At 56.6% G+C, this 21244-nt stretch carries 20 protein-coding genes; 7 read left to right on the top strand and 13 right to left on the bottom strand.

All coding sequences use genetic code 11. The annotated features are described in order from the left end of the window. Positions 1 to 69: 69 nt before the first annotated feature. From CE491_RS15655 to CE491_RS15630, 6 genes are all read right to left on the bottom strand, one after another. Complete coding sequence (locus tag CE491_RS15655) at positions 70 to 2007, bottom strand: hypothetical protein (protein ID WP_110949233.1); 1938 nt, start codon at positions 2005 to 2007, stop codon at positions 70 to 72. Continuing rightward, on the bottom strand, positions 1935 to 3053 hold the full coding sequence (locus tag CE491_RS15650; protein WP_110949232.1) for a tyrosine-type recombinase/integrase: 1119 nt from the start codon (positions 3051 to 3053) through the stop codon (positions 1935 to 1937). The genes CE491_RS15655 and CE491_RS15650 overlap by 73 nt, the downstream gene beginning before the upstream one ends. Before the next feature lie 506 nt (positions 3054 to 3559). Continuing rightward, positions 3560 to 4588, bottom strand: coding sequence for a bifunctional nicotinamide-nucleotide adenylyltransferase/Nudix hydroxylase (locus tag CE491_RS15645; protein WP_110949231.1), 1029 nt, complete (start codon positions 4586 to 4588; stop codon positions 3560 to 3562). 18 nt (positions 4589 to 4606) lie between these two features. Continuing rightward, positions 4607 to 6310, bottom strand: a complete 1704-nt coding sequence (locus tag CE491_RS15640; protein ID WP_110949230.1) for an NAD+ synthase — start codon at positions 6308 to 6310, stop codon at positions 4607 to 4609. An 18-nt stretch (positions 6311 to 6328) separates the two neighbouring features. Continuing rightward, positions 6329 to 7537: a nicotinate phosphoribosyltransferase gene (gene pncB, locus CE491_RS15635; protein WP_110949229.1), complete on the bottom strand. Its 1209-nt coding sequence runs from the start codon at positions 7535 to 7537 to the stop codon at positions 6329 to 6331. Positions 7538 to 7539: 2 nt separating this feature from the next. Beyond that, positions 7540 to 8412, bottom strand: a complete 873-nt coding sequence (locus CE491_RS15630) for a cysteine hydrolase family protein (protein WP_110949228.1) — start codon at positions 8410 to 8412, stop codon at positions 7540 to 7542. 452 nt (positions 8413 to 8864) lie between these two features. Between CE491_RS15630 and istA the strand changes: the two genes are divergently transcribed. The 3 genes from istA (at position 8865) to CE491_RS15610 (ending at position 12405) form a co-directional block, all read left to right on the top strand. Then, positions 8865 to 10379 (top strand): IS21 family transposase, encoded by a 1515-nt coding sequence (gene istA / locus CE491_RS15620; protein WP_110949226.1) that lies wholly within the window; start codon positions 8865 to 8867, stop codon positions 10377 to 10379. Positions 10380 to 10399: 20 nt separating this feature from the next. Continuing rightward, positions 10400 to 11155 (top strand): IS21-like element ISPsy14 family helper ATPase IstB, encoded by a 756-nt coding sequence (gene istB / locus CE491_RS15615; RefSeq protein ID WP_110949225.1) that lies wholly within the window; start codon positions 10400 to 10402, stop codon positions 11153 to 11155. Between the two features lie 728 nt (positions 11156 to 11883). Then, the gene (locus tag CE491_RS15610; RefSeq protein ID WP_110949224.1) at positions 11884 to 12405 is read left to right on the top strand and encodes a GNAT family N-acetyltransferase; all 522 of its coding nucleotides are present in this window, start codon (positions 11884 to 11886) and stop codon (positions 12403 to 12405) included. 5 nt (positions 12406 to 12410) lie between these two features. On the opposite strand, the gene tnpC is transcribed toward CE491_RS15610, so the two are convergent. The 4 genes from tnpC to CE491_RS15590 form a co-directional block, all read right to left on the bottom strand. Then, positions 12411 to 13937: an IS66 family transposase gene (gene tnpC, locus CE491_RS15605; RefSeq protein WP_110949354.1), complete on the bottom strand. Its 1527-nt coding sequence runs from the start codon at positions 13935 to 13937 to the stop codon at positions 12411 to 12413. Positions 13938 to 13986: 49 nt separating this feature from the next. Continuing rightward, a complete protein-coding gene (gene tnpB, locus CE491_RS30785; RefSeq protein WP_158288001.1) occupies positions 13987 to 14322 on the bottom strand; it encodes an IS66 family insertion sequence element accessory protein TnpB in 336 nt (111 codons plus the stop codon). An 83-nt stretch (positions 14323 to 14405) separates the two neighbouring features. After that, positions 14406 to 14636: a transposase gene (locus CE491_RS15595; RefSeq protein ID WP_110949223.1), complete on the bottom strand. Its 231-nt coding sequence runs from the start codon at positions 14634 to 14636 to the stop codon at positions 14406 to 14408. A 232-nt stretch (positions 14637 to 14868) separates the two neighbouring features. Further along, positions 14869 to 15843: a DNA-binding protein gene (locus CE491_RS15590; protein ID WP_110949222.1), complete on the bottom strand. Its 975-nt coding sequence runs from the start codon at positions 15841 to 15843 to the stop codon at positions 14869 to 14871. Between the two features lie 78 nt (positions 15844 to 15921). Here CE491_RS15590 and CE491_RS15585 point away from each other — a divergent pair, with 78 nt between their 5' ends. Further along, positions 15922 to 17049 (top strand): site-specific integrase, encoded by a 1128-nt coding sequence (locus CE491_RS15585; RefSeq protein WP_199885130.1) that lies wholly within the window; start codon positions 15922 to 15924, stop codon positions 17047 to 17049. 69 nt (positions 17050 to 17118) lie between these two features. After that, complete coding sequence (locus CE491_RS15580) at positions 17119 to 17658, top strand: hypothetical protein (RefSeq protein ID WP_110949220.1); 540 nt, start codon at positions 17119 to 17121, stop codon at positions 17656 to 17658. Between the two features lie 34 nt (positions 17659 to 17692). Here the strand turns inward: CE491_RS15580 and CE491_RS31060 are convergent, their stop codons facing one another. Next, complete coding sequence (locus CE491_RS31060) at positions 17693 to 18031, bottom strand: BPSL0761 family protein (RefSeq protein ID WP_324881025.1); 339 nt, start codon at positions 18029 to 18031, stop codon at positions 17693 to 17695. After that, the gene (locus CE491_RS15570) at positions 18028 to 18795 is read right to left on the bottom strand and encodes an SIR2 family NAD-dependent protein deacylase (RefSeq protein ID WP_110949219.1); all 768 of its coding nucleotides are present in this window, start codon (positions 18793 to 18795) and stop codon (positions 18028 to 18030) included. The genes CE491_RS31060 and CE491_RS15570 overlap by 4 nt, the downstream gene beginning before the upstream one ends. 760 nt (positions 18796 to 19555) lie before the next feature. Here CE491_RS15570 and CE491_RS15560 point away from each other — a divergent pair. After that, a complete protein-coding gene (locus CE491_RS15560; protein ID WP_110949353.1) occupies positions 19556 to 19780 on the top strand; it encodes a helix-turn-helix domain-containing protein in 225 nt (74 codons plus the stop codon). A gap of 96 nt (positions 19781 to 19876) precedes the next feature. Here CE491_RS15560 and CE491_RS15555 read toward each other — a convergent pair whose 3' ends face one another. Next, positions 19877 to 20572 (bottom strand): 3'-5' exonuclease, encoded by a 696-nt coding sequence (locus CE491_RS15555; RefSeq protein WP_110949217.1) that lies wholly within the window; start codon positions 20570 to 20572, stop codon positions 19877 to 19879. A gap of 386 nt (positions 20573 to 20958) precedes the next feature. On the opposite strand from CE491_RS15555, the gene CE491_RS15550 reads away from it, so the two are divergent. Then, a partial coding sequence (locus CE491_RS15550) for an SMODS domain-containing nucleotidyltransferase (RefSeq protein WP_407681344.1) occupies positions 20959 to 21244 on the top strand: 286 nt, incomplete at its 3' end.

Here is a 21244-nt window from a genome sequence, read left to right as displayed (position 1 = left end):
CGTGATGTCTTCATGCAAAATTTCCTTGATCCGATTAGGAGAAAATTCTATTTCTGACGAGCACTGGTTTCAGGGGGGATCACCCATTGCGTTTTCCGCCGCCGAGTATTTACTGTAATGCCATTGACCATCCTTATAGGAGAGCGTCGCCAATTGATAGAAAAGGCTGGAGTTCTCGCGGTAGCGCAGGAACGGGCGACCTTGGCTCACCGGGGGGACATCTTCATCGAACAGTTCGGGCGACGTGTCGGGCGCTGGGGAAGCGCCATCCGCCTGCCGGTTCAGACGGCCTACCAAATGAATAAGATGCAGCGAATGCTCACTAAAGCCAACCAGATGCGGATCAGGGATCTCGTAAGCGACCCAACTGAGGGATTCAGTTTCAGCATTCAAGATGGCAATTCGGTAGGCAATGGCGGGAGGAGGCTCATAGGCCACTAACGCGACTTGTCGCTGATCCAAAGACACCCGATGCTCAATCCGCCAGAGACCGTCAAATCGTCGGCCCTCCAGTGAGCAGGAGAATACGCCGCATGAGAGCTCGTCATCCTGGTGCAGGAAATGCCAGACGAGCGTTTTGCCTTGGTGCAGTGATTTACTCTCAAATCGTAAATCGCGGTTTGGGGTGTCTGGGAGTGGGACTTTCTTGTAGAGCACGGCGGAGTGAAAAGTTTCTCCTTGGATGTGGTAGGAGCCCCCGTTGACGTAGCGATCGAGCCGGCCGAAACTGTCGTGACTTAGACCGGGCAGCGTCATCTCGCAGACGATGGTCAGATCGCGGGCGTCGAGTGCGATGGCTTTTCGCGCAAAGATGACGGGGTTTGCATGCGAGACGGGGTCATTGTCGCTGATCGGGCGCCATCCAATACCAGTTAACCACAGATAGTATCGGGGCGTGTTTTTTTCGAGATGCGTCGATGCGCGGCAGGAAAAAGCCTGCGCGTCGTCTCGCCAAACAAATTCGTGTGACTTGGCTGAGAGGAGCAGACCGCTGGACTCACCATTTACCAGTAGAAGGTGTCTTGGTGAGATCAAGGGCGCGGACGGATTTTCAAATTGCGCGAGACTTTTGGGCTTGTACGGTTGCAATGTCACCGTTGGTCCCGGTCCCGGTCCCGGCGCGGTCGGGAGGTTGAGCGTGGGGGGGGGCTTCTGCCAGGACTGGGCGGTGCCACGGGCGACTTTCAAATCGACCACATCGACCATTGGCTCGGTACTACAGTGCCCAATGAGTTCGTCAATTGTCGTCATGAGGCTCTGGTTATCGGTCAATGGACTGTGCCTGCCCGTCACCGTATGGTCGTCTACTTTGTCGATTTCCCAGAAAGCATCAATGTCGCAACGATGTATGAGGTGCCTATGACGATCAAAAATGAGAAGCCCCCAAGATCCTCTTGAGGGCATCGGAGAAATGAAGTAGCGCCCGTCTGGAGTAAATCCGGTCGAGGCGCCGCAGTCGGTGACGAGGCTGCCATCGGCGAAAAGATAGTCGCAGATAACTGGGGAGCCCATCGCGAATTCGGCGCATCGCAAAACCCGAACGGTTTCTCCGCAGGGCGTCATCGGCGCGGGGGCACCCCAGGCGCTGGGCCCGCGTTCTGAAAGGGAATCAGCGGGGAGAAACGTCGGGCCGCTTGAGGAGGTCACCACACGGAGTCCGGCCCAAGCGTTGAAAACAGTCTCGAAGCAGATCAACAGAAACGCAACGAAAACCGCCGCTGCCCCCGCTTGCCAGATGCCAGGAACCGAGCGAAAGGTCGCCAGGACGACGGCGGTATTGGCGGCCAGCATCCAGAGATATATCACGCTGACTTTGCCTCGCAGGCGCTGTTCAACCATCTCGCTGATGAGCGCAAGCAACCAATAAAGCGGGGCGACCCAGGGAGGGATAACGAACGCTAACGTAAAAGGCAGGAAAAGGTACAAGAAGCTGATCACCGGCGGGTACTCCCCCCGCTTTTCAACGGCAGCGAATTCCACCGCTCGCTGCAACGCACGTTGAAGCACCTGCGCTTATCCTGATGGCCAATCTGAAATTCGTTGTATTTGTGCTTATAATGCTGGTCTTGAAGGAACGCCAAAGCGAAACCCCGGAAGCCGTTCCCCGTTACACGGGGGGAATAACCCGTTCGGTAGTTGGCAACCAGGAGCGCGTTATTGCTAATGAACTGGCAAGCGTTTCGGTCCCCGTGAGATAAGAAATCTCCATTTCCCATGAACTTGCGTCGTTGATCGAGGAAGGGGACCATTAATCGAGCGAGCGGGATGATGGGCGAATGCCTTATCTTAGTGCGCGCGGCGGGATTACGCCAGATGCTGATATTGCTCTTAAATTCGAATGACTCCCCACGGATATTAATCAATTCTATAGTTCGCATGTACGCCACTGCCGTTTTGCGCTGCAGTTTAGGCAATTCATTTCCGGTGACTCGCACAATGTGGCGCTTGATACTTGGCGTGAGTGCGTCCGCAGGTTTCATCTTTGCTATTAGGTTGCACTCGATCTGTTCGTTGCCAACAGCAAAACGATAAATTTCCCCGGTGCTATGTAGGGTACGTTTGGCGATATAGAGTGCACCGCGCGCATGTTTTTTCTTGACCACTGGCACTATCTCCACCGTCGTGATTGAAGCGATCGGCCTTGTACCGAACGGTGAAAATAGATCGACGTCGCGACGTCGAACGACGTGCGTTGTGTGGCCGGCAGCACGGGGGTACCTCCATTGCACGCACCAATCTGGACCGAGCTTTTCAAAGTTGTTTTCTGTGTTGATGCCTTGCTTATGAATAATAGCCTGGCCTGCGGCTGATGTATTGCTACCCTTGAAGAACTGTATCTTGGCAGCAGCTCGGCGGATGCGGTTTTCCTTGAGGCTGACATGAGGGTAGGTGCCGATAGGAAGACGGCGTCCATTGACAGCGAACTGACACTTCGGGCGCCACCATCTAACGCCGGAGGGAGGCACTTCCAGACAGAGCCCGGCGGCGTCGAAGAACTTGATCGGTTTGGCGGCAGGCTCGGCTCCTTGGATGATGAGATCGGTCAGGGGCATGGTGCAACTCCAAAAGTTCGCGTGCGCAAGTCGCTCCTAAGTTGCCCATATTTCCCCTGGCAGTCAACGTTTCACGCTGGTCAAACTTGACAATAAAAACCGTGAAACCTTGCTTTATCGCGGCTATTATTGCTTTGTTGGGCGTTGGGGCTGATGCCAAACTGACCAATGTGAGATGCGGGACAGATTTGAGTCGATGGCGTACCTGCCATCATTCCACTTCGTGGCTTACTCTCACGCAAGGCTGTCGTATCAGTGGCGGCAAGGTCCTTTAGGCTCATGCCCGTAAGACCAAAAATCGGGTGACCGTGTAGTGGTCATCTGACACCTCAGTCTGGCGGATATTTTTGCCTAAATGAGTGTCCGGTTTCATTAGACCACTACAACAGCTGTTCCCACTGCCTCGCCACAGGCTAGGCCGAACAAACTGCCAACGTAGCGATCTGACGGCTCCAATTTCATCTTGGTAGATTCCTTCAGTGTCCGCGTCATTGAATCGCGCCTTTTCAAAGATTCAAAAAACGGGCAAGTACCATGTAGTGATCTTCGAACATTTGCTCCTCCATGCTTGGAATCGACTCGATTAAGATCCATTGCGCCAGAGTTGCATCGTCGGCACCACACACCTCAGGTAGCCGTGCGCTCCCTAGATCGAAGAAATGTGCATGTGTGATAGTACGCCCGCGCTGGCTGCGATCCGGGTGGTCGAACACCATGGTGTCCTTGAAAGCCCCTTCCAGTGTCACCGAAAGGATTCCAAGCCCAGTCTCCTCCCTCAATTCTCGGATGGCGGACTGCAGTAGCCGCTCGCGAGGTTCGAGAAATCCGCCAGGCAGTGCCCAGAGCCCTTTGCCCATCTCACCTTTGCGCTGCACCAGTAAGACATGTTTGCCCACCTTTACCACCGCATCGACTGTTACGAAGATCGGTTCATACGGGGCACTTTTCCAGGCACGCTTGTATCGTGCGATCGAGATGTGCTCTGCACGCAGTCCTGCCACAAAGCTCTGGAGCAACCAACCGCGCAGATAGTGATGAACCTTGGGATGAGTAAGACCTGCAAGCAGTGCGTCAGTTGCGTCGACGTCTTCTCCCTCGAACATCACACGTCGTAGATCACTGGCGTCGATCTCGTGCTCACGTGGAGCGGCAATGAATTCCCAAGAGGGGAAAAGTCCGAGATAATAACTCGATGCGTCTTTGTTGAATCCGACCAGTGCGACCCGAACCGCTTTGTCGGTAAGCCGCTGTGAAATACCCTGGCTCACCGTTGCCTGCCAGCGGCGGTCATCATAGAGATCGCGCACAGGTAAGTAGGACACGCGCTCGCGATCCATCTCGTGGAGGCTCAGGTCGATCATCGCGGCGCGCTCTTCCCATGTGAACGGATTCTTCGCATCGCGTGCGCGATGGGCGGAACCAAGAACAACCACAACGCGCGCGGCGCGCTCGAGTGCAAGTTTCAGTAGCGTAGCATGTCCCCTATGAAAAGGCTGGAAGCGGCCAATCACGACCGCGATATCGAAGTTGTTCATCGGAGGCTCCTACCAAAATTAGAAGATGTGTCGAGCCGCAATTGGCATCTGCCGGCCGTTGCCGAAGGAGCGCGCACGTAGTCGGAGGATTGGTGGGGCTTGCCGTCGCTTATATTCGTTGCGGCCGATCATTCCCTTGATGCGAGCAATCAATGCGCGACCAGTTTCGGTGGCTGTCAATTCTGCAATGCGGCTCTGGACAGATGCTTGTTCCGGCTCACCTATCCTATCGCCCTCAATCAGATGTTTGAGGATATCGTCCAACACTGAGTAAGGCGGCAGGCTGTCGGTGTCTTTCTGGCCAGGGGCAAGTTCTGCCGAAGGCTCCTTCTCAATTATAGTGCGTGGAATCACTTCCCGGCCTTCCGCTGCGTTGATGTGGCGACATAGCTCGAAGACTTCGGTCTTGTAGATATCTCCAATGAGGCCGAGTCCGCCATTGGTGTCGCCATACAGCGTGCAGTAACCAACCGAGACCTCACTCTTGTTACCAGTGGTCAGCAGCAGGTGGCCATGAGCATTACTGAACTCCATTAGGATTGAACCACGCACGCGCGCCTGTAGGTTCTCCAGCGTGAGGCCCTGCGGCGCACTGCCAGTCGCTTGCAAAAAGCCCACCTCAAAGGCTGAAACTATGTCGCGGATTGGATGAGTTAGCAGTTCTATGCCAAGGTTGCGGCATAGAACTTCGGAGTCGCCGATGCTCGTTTCACTAGAAAAACGTGAAGGCATCGTGATGGCAACCACATTCTCACCCCCGAGTGCTTCAACTGCCAGCGCCAGCGTCAGCGCGCTATCAATTCCGCCGGAGCAGCCGACCACTGCTTTCTGGAAGCCGCAACGGCGTGCATAGTCGCGCAGCCCAAGCACAATTTGTTTGCGATAGAAGGTCATCGGCGAGACGGCGTTCGCTACAGATAAGGAGAATGCAGAAAGGTCGTTCTGGAGGAAGCTGCCGTTTTCGAATATCAAGGTTACGACATCTTCTTCAAAGCGCTTAGCCTCGAACACTACCCCTTCTTCTGGTGTTGTCGCGAACGAGGCACCATCGAATACGAGCTGGTCTTGACCTCCGACTTGATGCACGTAAAGGATTGGTAATCGATTGCGTCGGCTAGCCGCAGCGAACAGCGTGTGACGTTGCTCGCGTTTACCCAGGTTTGACGGACTCGCATTGATTGATACAACAATATCCGGTGCAGCGTCCGCGAGCCGCTTGCAAGGATTTACGGCGTAGTCAGTTCCTGCATCGTTCCAGCCGTCCTCACAGATCATAAATCCCACTCGGGTGCTACCGATCTTAAGTATGCGTGCAACATCTGGCCCTGGCTCGAAATGCCGTCGTTCATCGAAGACATTGTAGGTCGGTAATAGCTGCTTGGCGTAGCGCAGCACTTCTTTGCCGTCGTGTAGAACTAACAGGGCATTCTGGAGTCGCTTGCCGGGGCCGCTGCGGGTCACCGGGGAACCGATAACCCAGTACAGATCCGGCGTCTCATTGGTTGCCTGAATGGCAGCGTTCAGACCGCGCTCAATCTCGGCGAGAAAGCCCGGCTCATCGAGCAGGTCGCCTGGGTAGTACCCAGTCAGCGAGAGCTCGGGAAATACTACTATCTGCGAGTCTTCAGAGGCCGCCTTACGGGCTGCGGCCCTCATTAGTGCCAGGTTACCGTCGATGTCCCCTATGGTCGGGTTGATCTGGGCAACAGTTAGTTTAAGCATGTTTGTCTCCGGTTATTCTCAGCCTTGGGAAGGGGAGAACACTTGGCGCAGGTAGGCAAGATACACCTCATCCTCGCACAGCGTTTTGCCTGGGGAGTCGGAGAGCTTGGCCACCGGCTGGCCGTTGCACGACATGATCTTCATCACGATGTTGAGTGCCCCGTGCGGCGTATCGTTCGAGAGATTCGTGCCGATGCCGAAGCTCGTCGCGATACGACCGCTGAAGTGCGAGTGCAACGCCATTGCACGCGGCAGATTGAGCCCATCGGAAAACACCAGCCGTTTGGAGGCAGGGTCAATCCGCAGCTTCTTGTAGTGCGCGAGCGCCTTCTCGCCCCATTCAAAAGGGTCTCCCGAGTCGTGGCGTAATCCATCGAAGAGTTTCGCGAAGTACAGATCGAAGTCATTCATGAAAGCATCCATGCCTACCACATCGGTAAGGGCAACACCTAAGTCGCCGCGATACTCCTGCACCCAGCCCTCCAGTGCCGCTTTTTGAAAGTCGCGTAAGCGGAAACCGAAGGCTTGATAGGCTTGCAGATACTCGTGCGCCATTGTTCCAATCGGCGTGAGACCAAACTGTTTGGCGAAATACACATTTGAAGTGCCGCGGAAATAATCAGGCAGAGCCTCGGAAAGCGTTTCTACGACCTCCTGATGCCATTCACCTGAATAGCGTCGACGAAGTCCGAAGTCGAAGAATACAAAGGGGTAGTCGGACTGAGCGTGCAGTGCTTCGCGCTGGGCATTCACGAGTTCAATCTTTTCCTGCAACCGCGCCCGTGCGACCGCGTGTACGTCACAATTCTCCGTCAGGCCACGAAAGTAGAGCTCATTCACGATGTAGAGTACGTAGATTTCGAAGCCCATCACGTGTACTAGCGGTCCGCGTGCCTTGATGATGAGTTTCTCGTCCTCTGTTTCGACCGTGATAAACCGACGCTGGAAGCGGAACAGCGAAAGAAAATCAACGAAGTCGCTCTTGATAAACCTAAGGCTGCTCAGATAATCGAGTTCATCCTGTTGAAAGCTCAGGCTGCACAGATGATCCAGTTCATCTTCAACTGCGGACTTTAGGCTGGAGAGTGGATAGGCAGTTGCATTGCGGCACACAAAACCGTACTCGGCCTGTGCCCCGGGCTGGCTGTGCAATAGCGACTGCCACATCGTAAATTTGTAGAGATCGTTCTCCAACAGGCTGCGAACGATGGGTCGGTTCTGCGTCATGATCAGTGCTCCAGCTGGGCGGCGTTGGCCGGCAGTGAGGAAAGGATGTCGGTGTGGGTGGCGATGGTGGCTCCCATGGAACGCATCGCTTCGATGAAGTTGCGGTACTGCCCATCAAACCCGGTGACAGGGCTGATGCAATCCATCAGCAGGGTGAGTTTGCTTGCACCCAGTTGCTCCACGATGTGTTCGGTTGTGGCCTTTACACAATGGCTACCCGCTTCGCCTGCGATCAGGATCCTGTCGGCGTCGCGCAACTGATTAATGAAGGAAGCATTCAGCTCAGTATGGGCATCTGCCGGATCAGGCACTTCAGCGCGGATCGCACTGTAATGCTCGGTCCAGGGATTCATACCCTTGACGACTTTATTGACGGTACGCAGCGAGACCTCTTCCCAGCGGTTATAAGCACTGAGGACATCACGGTGAACATTGTGACCCCAGGTACCAATCTCACAGTGAACGGGCCACACCATGTGGTTGTATCGGCCGGCTGACTCAAGCTGTTCGAGGTAGTGAAGTGCGCGGGGCTGAGCACTCGGGTGCCGAGGCACAAAGCGCCCAGTACGAACGTCTGCGGCCGTGATCTGGGTGAAAGAGGAAATCGTGTTACCGTTGCCGTCCTGCCAGAACGTCGGATGAGCGATATCAATGTGCTGGTGCGAATCGAGAGTAACCGAAATTTCGGTAAGGGCGCCCCCACCGGCCTCGATCAAGGCTGCTACACGCAACATGTCGGTGTGCGCTCCAGCAACCGGAAGCCTCGGAGCGATCCTGGGAGAAGAAGCCGTGCTTGGGGGCAGATAGGTATCTGGCAGATCGCAGAAGTCATTCTGCGGATCAATGATCACAAGGTGGATATGTTCCTGCCCCATATTGGCCTCCCGACCGTGTGGCGACTGATGTGATTTGATCTTAACGCAATAAGTTGTCCAGTACAACTATAGATGCGCATGGCTCACTCGATCAATTGCGCGGAGGCGGTATCGGTAAGGCTGCGCTAGACGGTCACGTCCTCCTTTCGTTCGCCTAGGGTCAGTTCCCGTTTCGATCTAAGCCATTGATCTATAAGAGCAAACTCGTATCGTTGTAGCTCCCACACAACAACAATACGAGCTTGAAATGCCCCGATTACTGCTCAGTGATGAGCACTGGTCGAAGCTGCGGGAAATTCTGCTGCACAAGGCCGTCTTGCGGATTCCACGGTCATCCGGCCACCTATTCCACGGCTATCCGGTCACCAATAAGGCAGGCAGCAAAGCAGGATTAATTCACTACCATCGACCTCTTTTATCGAAGCAGAGAGGTCGTCGTGGAGCGGTTATCCATGCGTAAGATTCGAGAAGTGCTACGTCTCAAATTCGAGGTCGGCTTATCTTCCCGCCAGGTCGCTGCCAGCTTGCAAGTAGGTCGAGCCAGCGTCGGTGAGTACCTCAATCGCTTTGCTGCCAACGGCCTGACCTGGCCGTCTACGCTGACTGACTCCGAGCTGCAACGGCATCTTTTTCCGCCGCCGCCCGCTGTGCCCAGTGATCAACGTCCGATGCCTGACTGGGCTCATGTCCATGCCGAGTTGCGCCGTCCCGGCGTAACCCTGGCTCTGCTCTGGCAGGAATATAGACTCGCCCACCCGCAAGGCTTCCAATACAGCTGGTTCTGCGAGCACTACCGCCTTTGGGCCGCCAAGGTCGACGTGGTCATGCGCCAGGAGCATCGTGCTGGCGAAAAGCTGTTCGTCGATTACGCCGGGCAAACAGCGCCGGTCATCGACCGACAAACCGGCGAGATCCGTCAGGCTCAGATCTTCGTCGCCGTTCTCGGCGCGTCCAGCTACACCTTTGCCGAGGCCACCTGGTCGCAGAAACTGCCCGACTGGCTGGCTTCGCACGTCCGATGCTTTGCTTTTTTCGGCGGCACAACGCAGATCCTGGTGCCCGATAATCTGCGCAGTGGCGTGACTAAAGCGCACCGTTACGAGCCGGATATCAACCCCAGCTACCGCGATCTGGCCGAGCATTACGGCGTCGCCGTCTTGCCTGCTCGCTCGCGCAAGCCCAAGGACAAAGCCAAGGTCGAAGTCGGCGTGCAAGTGGTCGAACGCTGGATCCTGGCGGTGCTGCGCAACCGCCAGTTCTTCTCGCTTGGCGAACTCAACACAGCCATCGCGCTACTGCTGGATCGCCTCAACCACAAGCCCTTCAAAAAGCTGCCCGGCTCACGCCGATCAGCCTTCGAGGCCATCGACCAACCGGCCCTGGAAGGGCTACCGGAACACCCGTACGTCTATGCCGAATGGAAAAAGGTACGCGTCCATATCGACTATCACGTTGAGGTCGATGGCCACTTTTACTCGGTGCCGTACCAGCTAGTGAAGCACCAACTCGAAGTGCGGCTCACGGCCCAGACCGTCGAGTGCTTCCACGCCAACCAGCGCGTGGCCAGCCACCTTCGCTCGCAGCACAAAGGCCGCCACACCACCCAAACCGAGCACATGCCCAAGAGCCACCGCGAGCACGCCGAATGGACACCGCAACGGCTGATCCGCTGGGCAGAGCAGACCGGGCCTAACACCGCCGGCGTCATCACCTACATCCTCGAACGCCGAATCCATCCGCAACACGGCTTCCGCGCCTGCCTGGGCATCCTGCGCCTGAGCAAACAGCACGGCGAAGCGCGGCTGGAAGCCGCGTGCCAGCGTGCGCTGGCACTGGGCGCATGCAGCTACAAAAGCCTCGAGTCGATCCTGCGCCAAGGGCTGGAGCGCCTGCCGCTGGCCCAGCAAAACCTGCCGCTGCTGCCCGACGAGCACATCAACCTGCGTGGCCCGGGCTACTACCACTGACCTGAGAAAGGAGCTTCGAAATGCTACCGAATCCAACGCTCGACAAGCTACTAACCTTGCGCCTGCACGGCATGATCAAGTCGCTGGGCGAACAACACGCAACGCCTGATATCAATGATCTGAGCTTCGACGAACGCTTCGGTCTGATGGTCGATCGCGAGCTGACCGAGCGCGAAGACGCCCGCCTGACCACCCGCCTCAAAGCCGCGCGATTGCGCCACAACGCCTGCCTGGAAGACATCGACTACCGCAGCCCGCGTGGCCTGGACAAGGCCATGATCCTGCAACTGGGCAGTGGCCAGTGGCTGCGTGATGGCCTGAACTTGATCATCGGCGGGCCAACTGGCGTAGGCAAAACCTGGCTCGCCTGCGCGCTGGCGCACAAGGCCTGCCGCGACGGCTACAGCGTGCGTTACCTGCGTCTGCCGCGCTTGATGGAGGAGCTGGGCCTGGCTCATGGCGACGGCCGCTTCGCCAAACTGATGGCTGGCTACGCCAAGACTGACCTGCTGATCTTGGACGACTGGGGCCTGGCACCGTTTACCGCCGCGCAACGGCGCGACATGCTTGAGCTGCTGGACGACCGCTACGGTAACCGCTCGACGCTGGTCACCAGCCAGATGCCGGTGGGCAAATGGCATGCACTGATCGGCGACCCGACCTTGGGCGATGCGATCCTCGACCGGCTGGTGCATAACGCTTATAGAATCGAGTTGAAGGGCGAATCGATGCGCAGGCGCGCAACGAAATTGACGACGACAGGGACTTCAGACTAACAATGCGAACCTGCGTCGCTGCGCTCCGACTGCCTGTCCGGATCAGCGTGGAACGAGTGTCCGGATGTTGGTGGGCTGAGTGTCCGGATGGCGTGGAATCCGCAAGTTGCGGATCAATAGCAACGCTCTAGATCATAAGAAATTCATCACCAGCGAAACGACCGTATGCGTCCGGCAAATTCATCTACCCAGCCCTGCAAAGCAAAGACATGGTGTGCACTTAATTTAATTGGGCACCAGTTCTAGCCTTTTAAGCGGTTATTTCATGCAGCCGACACGCCGTTCGTATTCCAAATCCTTCGCGGCCCAGGCCATTCAAGAGTGTGTTCAATCCGGCGCTTCGATTGCCAGCGTTGCCCTCAGCCATAGCCTCAACGCAAAACTCGTCCACAAAAATGGATTTGGGTGCAAGCACAGAAAAGCACGGCGCTCCGTAAGCGTCTGGTGAAGTCGTCTGGACAAAGCAAATGGTCTAAATACGATCAGATTTCACGAAAGAGCGACTCGCCAGTTTGCATTTTCGGTTATTGACACAGTGCTCAAATTTCCAGATTATCAATCAATGCCCCCTACAAATCTCGTTAGCATGATGCGCCCCTTGATGACTGCCTTTGGCGGGCCATAGGGCGATGCGCGCTTAGAGCAGAAGCATTGACCAGAAGCCCCGCCAGAAATGGATGGGGCTTTTTCATTCCCCTTCCAAATCATTGATGACAAGGAGAGTGAAGATGCTGTTGATTCGCCCAGCCAAACGTACTGACGCCGAGGCCGCGTTTGATATACGCCTCCAGGCGATCCGGCATCAATGCATTACCGTCTATACCGCTGAGCAAGTAATGGCGTGGACTGATGTGCCGCTCACAGACCGATATCGGGCTTGGGTGGAAAAGGAGTACCACATTGCCTGGTTGGGCGAGACACCGGTCGCAACAGGTCTGATTGATTTCCAGTCTGGAGAGATAGGCGCTATTTTCGTTTTGCCTGCATTCATGGGACAGGGGATTGGCAAGGCAATGCTCCTATACCTTGAGCGACTGGCCTTTAAAGCCGGAATCGTCGACATCCATTTAGATGCTACCCCTAACGCAACCGCGTTCTACCGTCGGTGTGGCTATCACGGAGATAATCAAGCTATCTATACCTCGCCCTCCGGTCTTGAGCTGGCTTGTACACCGATGCGGAAACAGTTGGCCAGTGAAGAGCTAATGGACGTCACGCGGGCGACAAGCAGGCTGCCAAACTCAGGCTGAGTAAGTCAGTCCGGCATCCATTGATGCGGCAGCAGATGCTCAATCTCACTGGCTTTCTGCGTCGGCAACCGTGTCAGCACATCTTTGAGATAAGCATACGGATCATGCCCATTCATGCGTGCCGACTGGATCAAACTCATGATCGCGGCCGCTCGTTTGCCGCTGCGCAGAGACCCGGCGAACAACCAATTGGAGCGCCCAAGCGCCCAAGGCCTGATCGTGTTCTCGACAGGGTTGTTGTCGATGGGCACGGCACCATCACCCAGGTAGCGCGTCAGCGCTACCCAGCGTTTCAGGCTGTAGTCCAAGGCCTTGGCAATCGCCGAGCCTTCTGGCACAAGCTCGCGTTGAGCCAGCATCCATTCATGCAACTTTGCTGCGACGGGAACCGCTATTTCCTGACGTAATCGCCGGCGGTCTTCGCCGTTCATTTCTTTGGCTTGGCGCTCGATCTCGTACAGGCCGCCGATTGAGTGCAGTGCCTGTTCGGCCAACTGGCTTTTGTTTGCCACATGCAGGTCAAAGAACTTGCGGCGAGCGTGGGCCATGCAGCCGATTTCGGTGATGCCCTGCTGGAAGCTGGCCTTGTAGCCCGCGAAGTCATCGCAGACCAGCTTGCCGTTCCACGTGCCAAGGAAGTTACGTGCATGTTCGCCAGCACGGCTGGGGCTGAAGTCGTAGACCACCGCCTTCAGTACCGAGAACGGCGTGGTGCAATAAGCCCAGACATACGCTCGGTGCGTTTTCTTCTCGCCGGGGGCCAGCATCTGCACCGGCGTTTCATCGGCATGCACGACTCGCTGGGCAAGTACGACTTCCCGCAGTGCATCCACCAGTGGCTGGAGTTGCACGCCAGTTTGGCCCACCCACTGAGCCAGTGTTGAGCGCGGGATCGCCAGGCCTGCACGGCCAAAGATCTTTTCCTGCCGGTACAGCGGTAAATGGTCGGAGAACTTGGCCACCATCACATGGGCCAGCAGACCGGCAGTAGGGATGCCCTTGTCGATGACTTGGGCGGGCACCGGCGCCTGGATCAGCGTTTCGCACTGGCGGCAGGCCCACTTGCCACGTACATGCTGCTCAACGGTGAACACGCCCGGTGTGTAATCCAGCTTTTCGCTGACGTCTTCGCCGATGCGCTGAAGCTGGCAGCCGCAAGCGCACTGGGTGTTCTCTGGCTCGTGACGAATGACGGTGCGTGGGAACTGCGGCGGCAGCGGCGCGCGCTTGGGCTTTTGGCGGGTTTCGTCTGGCGTCGGGGCAGGACGAAGCGCGTCCAGTTCTGCCTCGATGGCCTCAAGGTCGGTGTTGAGCAGGTCATCCAGCAAACTGCCTTGAGCTGGGCTGATCTGCTCGCTGCGTTTGGCGAACCTGTGGCGTTTGAGGATGGCAATTTCGTGAGAGAGCTGTTCGATGATCGTCTTGTCACGATGGATCTTTCGACCCATGGTGTCGACCTTCGACAGCAACTGCGCAGCGAGTGCGCGCAGTTGGTCGGGTGTCATTTGGTCGAGATTGGGCAAGGAAGTCATGCCGTGGATTTTACCAAAGCAACTCATCCGACACAGCTCAAAGGCAGGACTAAACTACCGTAATCACGCCGTTCACACCTACACGCTGCCATGGCAAACCGAGCACCAGCGCGTGCAGTTGTTCAGCGCCGAGTTCAACTTCCAGGCCGCGATGAGTGCCAGGCCAGTGAAACTTGCCTTGGTTCAACCGGCGTGCGGCAAGCCAGATGCCCACGCCATCATGCACCAGCACCTTCATCCGGTTGGCGCGGCGGTTGGCAAACAGATAAGCGCTGTGCGGCTTTGCCGCACCGAACACCGCCACCACGCGGGCCAGCGCAGTCTCGGTGCCAGCGCGCATGTCCATGGGCGCGGTCGAGAGCCAGATGGCGTCGATGCGTATCATTGCGAGAGGCTGCGAATGAAGCGTGCGCAGCCGTCCGGGTCGGAGATGGGCCATTTGACCGTGATAGATTTTTCGCCCAGCGGCTATACGATAATTACCGCTTCATCAGCGTGCCGTTTAGGCATCGGTTGCAGCGGCACAAACGCGGGAAGTGGCGCGACAGGTTTATCGCGGTAAATCGGCAACCACTTGCGAATTACGTTGGCATTGATGCCGTGGCTGATGGCGACGCTGGAAACTGAGGCGCCGGGTTGCAGACATTCCTGAACGACCTGGGCTTTAAAGGGTTTGGGGTAAGAGCTTCGTTGGCGCATGGAAATCCTAGCGATAAGGGTGATCGCGTCCGCTTAAAATAGGCGGACACCATTGCCCTTAATTCTGGATTTTTGAAGGTGTGTTTGCTGGCCGCTTACGGCGCTCCGGCCTGCGTTCACCCCGTTGCCTCTGCACGAAATAGGCGACGGATCCTTGATCACATTCTAATATGGCCAGTTCACGGCAATGCCGGCACGCGGCTTCTGGCCGAGACCTTGGTGAGAGAGATGCTTAATTAGGATTCGGTCTTCTGGGCTTGGTCGGCGCCTTCTTGCGCGTGGGTTTCGCAGGCAAGCGAAGTTGCGCGATCATCTGTTCCAAAGTTTCAGCCCGGGCCTGTTGAGCGGTTAGGCCTTTCATGGCTTGGGACAATTCATCCTGGACCCGCTTGAGCGCATCTTGAGCGCTATGTACTTGGCGCTCTTGCTGCTCCGCCAATGCCTGCAACCCGGCGTTTTGTTCTCGCGCCTCGCCTAATTGCGCGGCTGCGAGCTCGCGTCGCTCCCGCAGTTGATCCGCCTGCTTGCCCAGTTGTTTGACCAGCAACTGAGTCGCTTTATTTTCCTCGCGCGCACGATCAACTTCACGGTGAGCCCGCTCCTCCACTCCTCGCACATACATCTCATGCGCGGATCGAGCCTGTTCCGCTTCATACCTATTGGTCAGTAGCTGTCTCTCCAGTTCCTGAATCCGAGCGCGTCCGGCATCACGCTCGTCTTTTAAACCGTCTCGCTGCAATGCGAGGTCTTCGATTTGTCGCTGGCCCTGGTTGAGCAGGCGTTCGAGATCTGCCATTCGGCGCTCAGCACCCTGCTGCTCTGTCAATGCAGCGGCGGCTTGGTGACGGTACTGAGCAACGTCCTGCCGCGCTGCGTCTTCGATTCCCGCAGCGTGTGCCCGCTCTTCTTCGAGTATTTGGCGCTGGCCGGCCAGGGACTGCTCGACCAAGCCTTGGGCCAGCACGGTTGCTTGTTGCCAGATAGCAACGAACGCCTGTGCCACCTCCGCGGGCAGGCCAGGCAGCCGGGTCTCCCCGCGGAGACGCCCGGCGAGCTGCTCCCACCATTGATCGAGCAAGCCACCAACTCGTGCTGGGCTGCCGCGCCCCAGCTCTAGACGTACACGCTCCACCGTCGGCCGCTCACCGCGCGCCAGCACCGCGTCTGCCGCGGCAAACACGTCGTTTTCCGGCACCCCTACTGCCATGACTCACCTCCGGGTATATTAGGTCTGATAATTAAATGTTATCCGACTCTATTTTTTAGTATCTACTATTTTACTACGTTGAACGTAATGAATAAAACGAATGAGTTGAAAACGTCCGTTGATGCGCCGCTGGAGCTGAATCGGCTCGCGGATAACGCTCAGCAAGCTGCACAGGCGTTCATCGCCGCAGGCACCGCCGCCAATACCGTGCGCAGCTACCGCAGCGCGCTCGCTTACTGGTCGGCCTGGCTGCAACTGCGCTACGGTCGTACCCTGGATGACAGTCCACTGCCGGACACCGTGATCTTGCAGTTCATCGTCGATCACCTCGCGCGGCCACTGGACAGTGGCGATTGGTCCCACCTCCTCCCCGCCGCGATCGACGCGGCCTTGGTCGCCGCCAAAGTGAAAAGCAAACTCGGTGCGCTGGCCTTCAGCACAGTCGCCCATCGCTTGGCAGTCCTGAGCAAATGGCATCAGGTGCATCAATGGCCAAGCCCCACCGAGTCCATCGCCGTCAAGACCCTGCTCCGTGAAGCACGCAAGGCACAAAGCCGTCAGGGTCTGCAGGTCCGTAAGAAGACCGCGGTGGTGCTGGAGCCTCTGCAGGCTTTATTGGCCACCTGCAGCGATGGCGTGCGCGGCGTCCGTGATCGCGCCCTGTTGCTCCTGGCGTGGAGTGGGGGCGGTCGACGGCGCTCGGAAGTGGTCAGCCTCAGCGTCAATGATGTGCGACCGCTGGACAGCGATACCTGGATTTACACCTTGGGCGCGACCAAAACGGACACCAGCGGTCAGCGGCGGGAAAAGCCACTGCGTGGTCCCGCTGCACACGCGTTGGCCGCCTGGCTTGAAGTCGCCCCTGCCGCTTCCGGCCCGCTTTTTCGGCGTCTCTATAAAGGCGGGAGGGTCAGCCGGGACGGGGTGTCAGCCGATCAGGTGGCTCGAATCGTACAGCGCCGCGCGAAGCTGGCAGGGCTTGAGGGGGATTGGGCAGCCCACAGCCTGCGCTCTGGATTCGTTACTGAAGCAGGACGCCAAGGGGTTCCCCTTGGAGAAGTCATGGCCATGACCGAGCACCGCAGCATTAGCACGGTGATGGGCTATTTTCAGGCAGGTTCGTTGCTGGACAGTCGCGCTAGCCAGTTACTCACGACCGCGGATCCTGCTGCGGAGGGCAGCACCGGCGAGGGCGAACAACAGTAACGCGGTCGCTGGATTCTCCGCTCTGCTCTGCCCATACTGTCCCGCTCCACCAGAGCACAGGGAAGGCTCATGAAAACGATGATTGGAATGACGATTGTGATGGCCCTGGTTGTGGCCATCTTTACCTTGCTTGGCCTAGCCGAAGCTAACCATATGCTGATCTTCGGTCTGTTGCTCGCGATGTTTTCCGGACTGGTTACCATTGCCTTAGCCGCCGCGGCGAAGGTCCAGTCGCTGCGCGCGACATTTGAGCCGACGGCCGCAGTGGCCGAATACAAGTCATCCACCTTCACCAACATCACCGGACTACACAACTACCCCAGCCCCGAGCTTCGCGAACTGGCCTCCCTGCGTCAGGATGTGCGTGCGCTACAGGAGGCTCACTCCAGAGCCACGGCTGAGCTGGCCATCCTGAAAACACACATGCGCCTGTGCTTCGACAATATCCGCTACCATGGGGAAATAACCCTGCCCCGCGCGTTAGCTGACCAGACCGGCGCCATCATTATCGCCACACTGTTGACCTTGGTCGGCACGGCATTGAGTGCCCTGCCCGATGATGCCTACCTGCTAGCGAAAGCCAGCAGCGACTGGCTTGCTGCCCGGTGATGAGCGGCAGGCTAATCAAGCTAATCGTCTGCTGTCATCCAGACGCTGGGGCAGTATCACCGAGCTCCTTCGAAGAATATACGACAACCGCCGCAGGCCGGTCGTTGTCGTCAGAGAAAAACGGCTCACAGAGTGGCCAAGTACCAAGTGAAGGTGGCAGTTTCAACCCCCCAGTTGAGAGCTCATCAATGGCTCGCTGCCGCACGCTTTCTAAGTGTCCGGCCCGTGAGATGTCCTGAACACTGGGGTAATGACGGAGCAGGCGCTTGGCTTCGCACCTCACTGGGTCTGGCAGGGAGCTGTCTTGCGAAAGCTTTGCGAGAAACTCTCCGGCCTCCACGACACTGCGTGTCCGCTCATGAGTTGTCGTCATTGAGCACGACCCGCGATAACCAGGGGTGAGCACAACTGCGTGAGGATTTCGGTCGCCTTGCCGATGAGCATGAGCTCGTTGGCCGCGTCTAAGCTTACATCAGCAGTATTAACATGAATAACCGTGGCGCCGGCAGACAGTGCAATGCCTGGAAGGCTGGCAGCGGGCGTAACCACTCCGGATGTTCCTATGGATAGCAAGACGTCACAATTTTTTACCAGCGATACGGCTGATTTCCAGGTGCCAGCAGGTAGTTCTTCTCCATACCACACGTGCCCTGGACGCAATCTTCCATTACAGTGAACGCACCTCGGTGGCTCGACCAGTGCGCCCTCCTCCTGAATGGGAACCGGCGTCACCCGTGCTGGCCGATGACACGCAAAGCATTTCGAAGACGATAAACAACCATGCAAATGAACCACGTCGACTGATCCGGCTCGTTCATGCAGATCGTCGATATTTTGCGTGATGATTGGGATTGGCCGCTCGCGGCGAATTAGTTGGCTCAGCGATCGATGAGCTGCGTTGGGCTGAGCACGAGCCACGTGTTGCCTGCGCCACAAATACCACCCCCAAATAAGCTGAGGGTTTTGTCGGAACGCCTTGGCCGTCTCCATCTGTTGAGCAGACTGACCCGCCCAAAGACCAGTCATCCCATCGCGGTAGGTGGGGATACCACTCTCGGCGGAGATGCCAGCACCGGAAAAACATACAATAGTTTTGGCATTTCTCAGCGCTTCTCTCGCTTGTCCCAGAGTTGCCATTGAACACTCGCTTAGCGTCTGATTTGTCGGCTAGACATGAAAATGCCCATCGTAGGATCTATCAGGCTCCAGTCCACATGGTCGAGCCGTAAAAATGCAGCTCGCTTATGTCAACAGCATGGTCTGGCACATGCGGCGTATGAGCGCGCAGGTGGCGCTCTGAGTACCATACTTGGCGCGTTTTCTTCCTGCGAAGGTCCAGCTCACCCAGCTTGTAGGTACCCATCGAGGTCTCATAAACCACCGCCGACTCTTCGGTCTCAACACCTCTAAAGCACACAATTCGGACCAAGGTCTCCAAACTCCATGCCGGTCGACCGGTTAAATCGGGAGGGCACAACATCTGCACGCCTTCAATGCCCACCCCCTTCGCAAAATTTAAGTAGCTCTGGAGCTCATAGGCGCAACGCACTATCGCCGCCCGATCCTGTTTGCCTGTATGGATTGAAGTGATTGTCGCAAGGAAGCACAGGCCTTCCACTTCGCAATGCGACCTGGCTTCAACGGAGCGGCGCGCGGGGTCGAGCACGTATATCACTGATACACCATCGTGAGTTTGGCTGGCTCCCTGCTGCAGCACGAGTTGAGATCTGGTAACGCCCTTACTTCTGCACCAGCAGGTTGCTCTGCTCCGTTGGCCACAAATTGGCAGGCAGGTTGAGCGCGACGAAACGCGTTGTACATAGAAATACGGATTATAGTCCGTGGCTTGTCTATCCGCAAACGCAAGATAGTGCCGCCTCAGGTAGACGAGGCGGCTATGTGGGATCTGGCGAAGGAGCTGGGTAAACAAATCAGAGGAGCTCGAAAGCTCAGAGGGATTTCTCAAGAAAGCCTTGCACTGATGTGCAGGGTTGATCGCAGCTACATGGGCCGCATTGAAAGAGGCGAAGTGAACCTTACGCTCGAGAAGCTTTACCAAATCGCTCATAGCCTGGGTTGCGAACCATCTGCCCTACTCCCGTCGCCCCCTCAAACGAGATAGCCAGTGTAGAAATGCCCATCAATTACCAAGGGCTCGAATCCAGCGACACCATATCCATCTCACAGCCATGGCTCCATTCACGACTCGCAAGCTTCGCTACGAATCTCCGGGCTTCCCGATGACACCGCCTCGCGCTTGGGATGGGGAGACATTTCGGTTCAGTAACTTGGCCATCAGACGGGCAATATTCTTGGCATCATCAATTCCTCGATGATATTGGCCACTCCATCTCAGTCCCGCGGCTTCTACGGCGGTTTTCAAATCTGGAGATTCCGACCCGATAAGACTGGTGAATACCTGGTCCACATTTACGTGAGGGACCCCCTGAAGCATCGGCGTGGTATTGGTTCGTCTCGCATCTGCTTCAAGCTGTAGACGGTCGTAATCACCCCACGAACACCACACGACTCCCGATCCAAGATAGCTGCCGATGAAGGCATCGAACTTCACCCTGACTTCATCGTAGGTGTCTGCGGCATCAACCTGATCTTGGGTAATCGTCGTCAGCTGTGTGCAAAAGGGCGAGAGGACGGGGTGGAGCCATGGTTTCACGAAGCTATCGAACTCATCGATCTGCTTACATTTCCGTTGGAGGTCTATCACTACGACTCCCAACTCAATAGTCTCCATCTCATCCGCGGGAACGATAAGGGGATAGTGCTCGCGCTCGCTCTCTGCCATCCCGCTTGGATACTCGTCGCAAGTCGCTTCTAAATCCAGGCATATCAAATACCGACAGCCCTGGAGCTGACGGTGCAGCCTTTCAAGCGTTTCTGGACTGTTGATTCGCATAAGTTGATCTCATCTGCCTGACCTTCTCGGGGTCGCGAGCGCTCGCGTCAACGAATGATCAGCAACCCTCACCCTGCGGTAGACAGATTTCAGGCTAGAAAAGTCGTTAGCAGGGGTAATTACCCCACCGATGAAAGGTGTGGTCGTCGGGGCGCGTTGGATCGTGAGCGCCCATGCCGAATCGGGCGCATCCGCCCCTTGCTGTCAATAAAGCAACTGCCTATAGTGATGGCTAAATAATTTCACCTACTGATATTCGTCCCTGACTCGAAGCGTGGCTGGGCATCTCCCATGTCGACTTCGACATTGTTTCATCCTGATCAAGCACTCGAGGACCATCAGGACACTCGTAGCAAGTGTGCTGAAAATTGAGCAAGGAGGCATCAATGAGCATCGCCGATACATTTAAAGAATTTCTCGAAAACATTAAAATTGATAATGCCAGCCAGATCAGTCTCAGATATGGAGAGATCACAACTGCGCTGAATAAAGAGTTCAGAGACACGGACTCGTCTACCTCCAACAATCTTCAAGTAGGTTCTTACGGACGGTGGACGGCAATCCGAGGCATTTCCGACCTCGACATGCACTACATTATGCCCGCTCGCTTATGGAGTGATTACAATGTCGAGGGTGGGCAATCGAAATTATTACGTGACGCTAAGGCGGCTA

The organism is Pseudomonas bohemica (assembly GCF_002934685.1).
Lineage (GTDB): Bacteria > Pseudomonadota > Gammaproteobacteria > Pseudomonadales > Pseudomonadaceae > Aquipseudomonas > Aquipseudomonas bohemica.
Note: the sequence above shows the minus strand (reverse complement) of the source record. Positions and strands in the feature narration are given on the sequence as shown.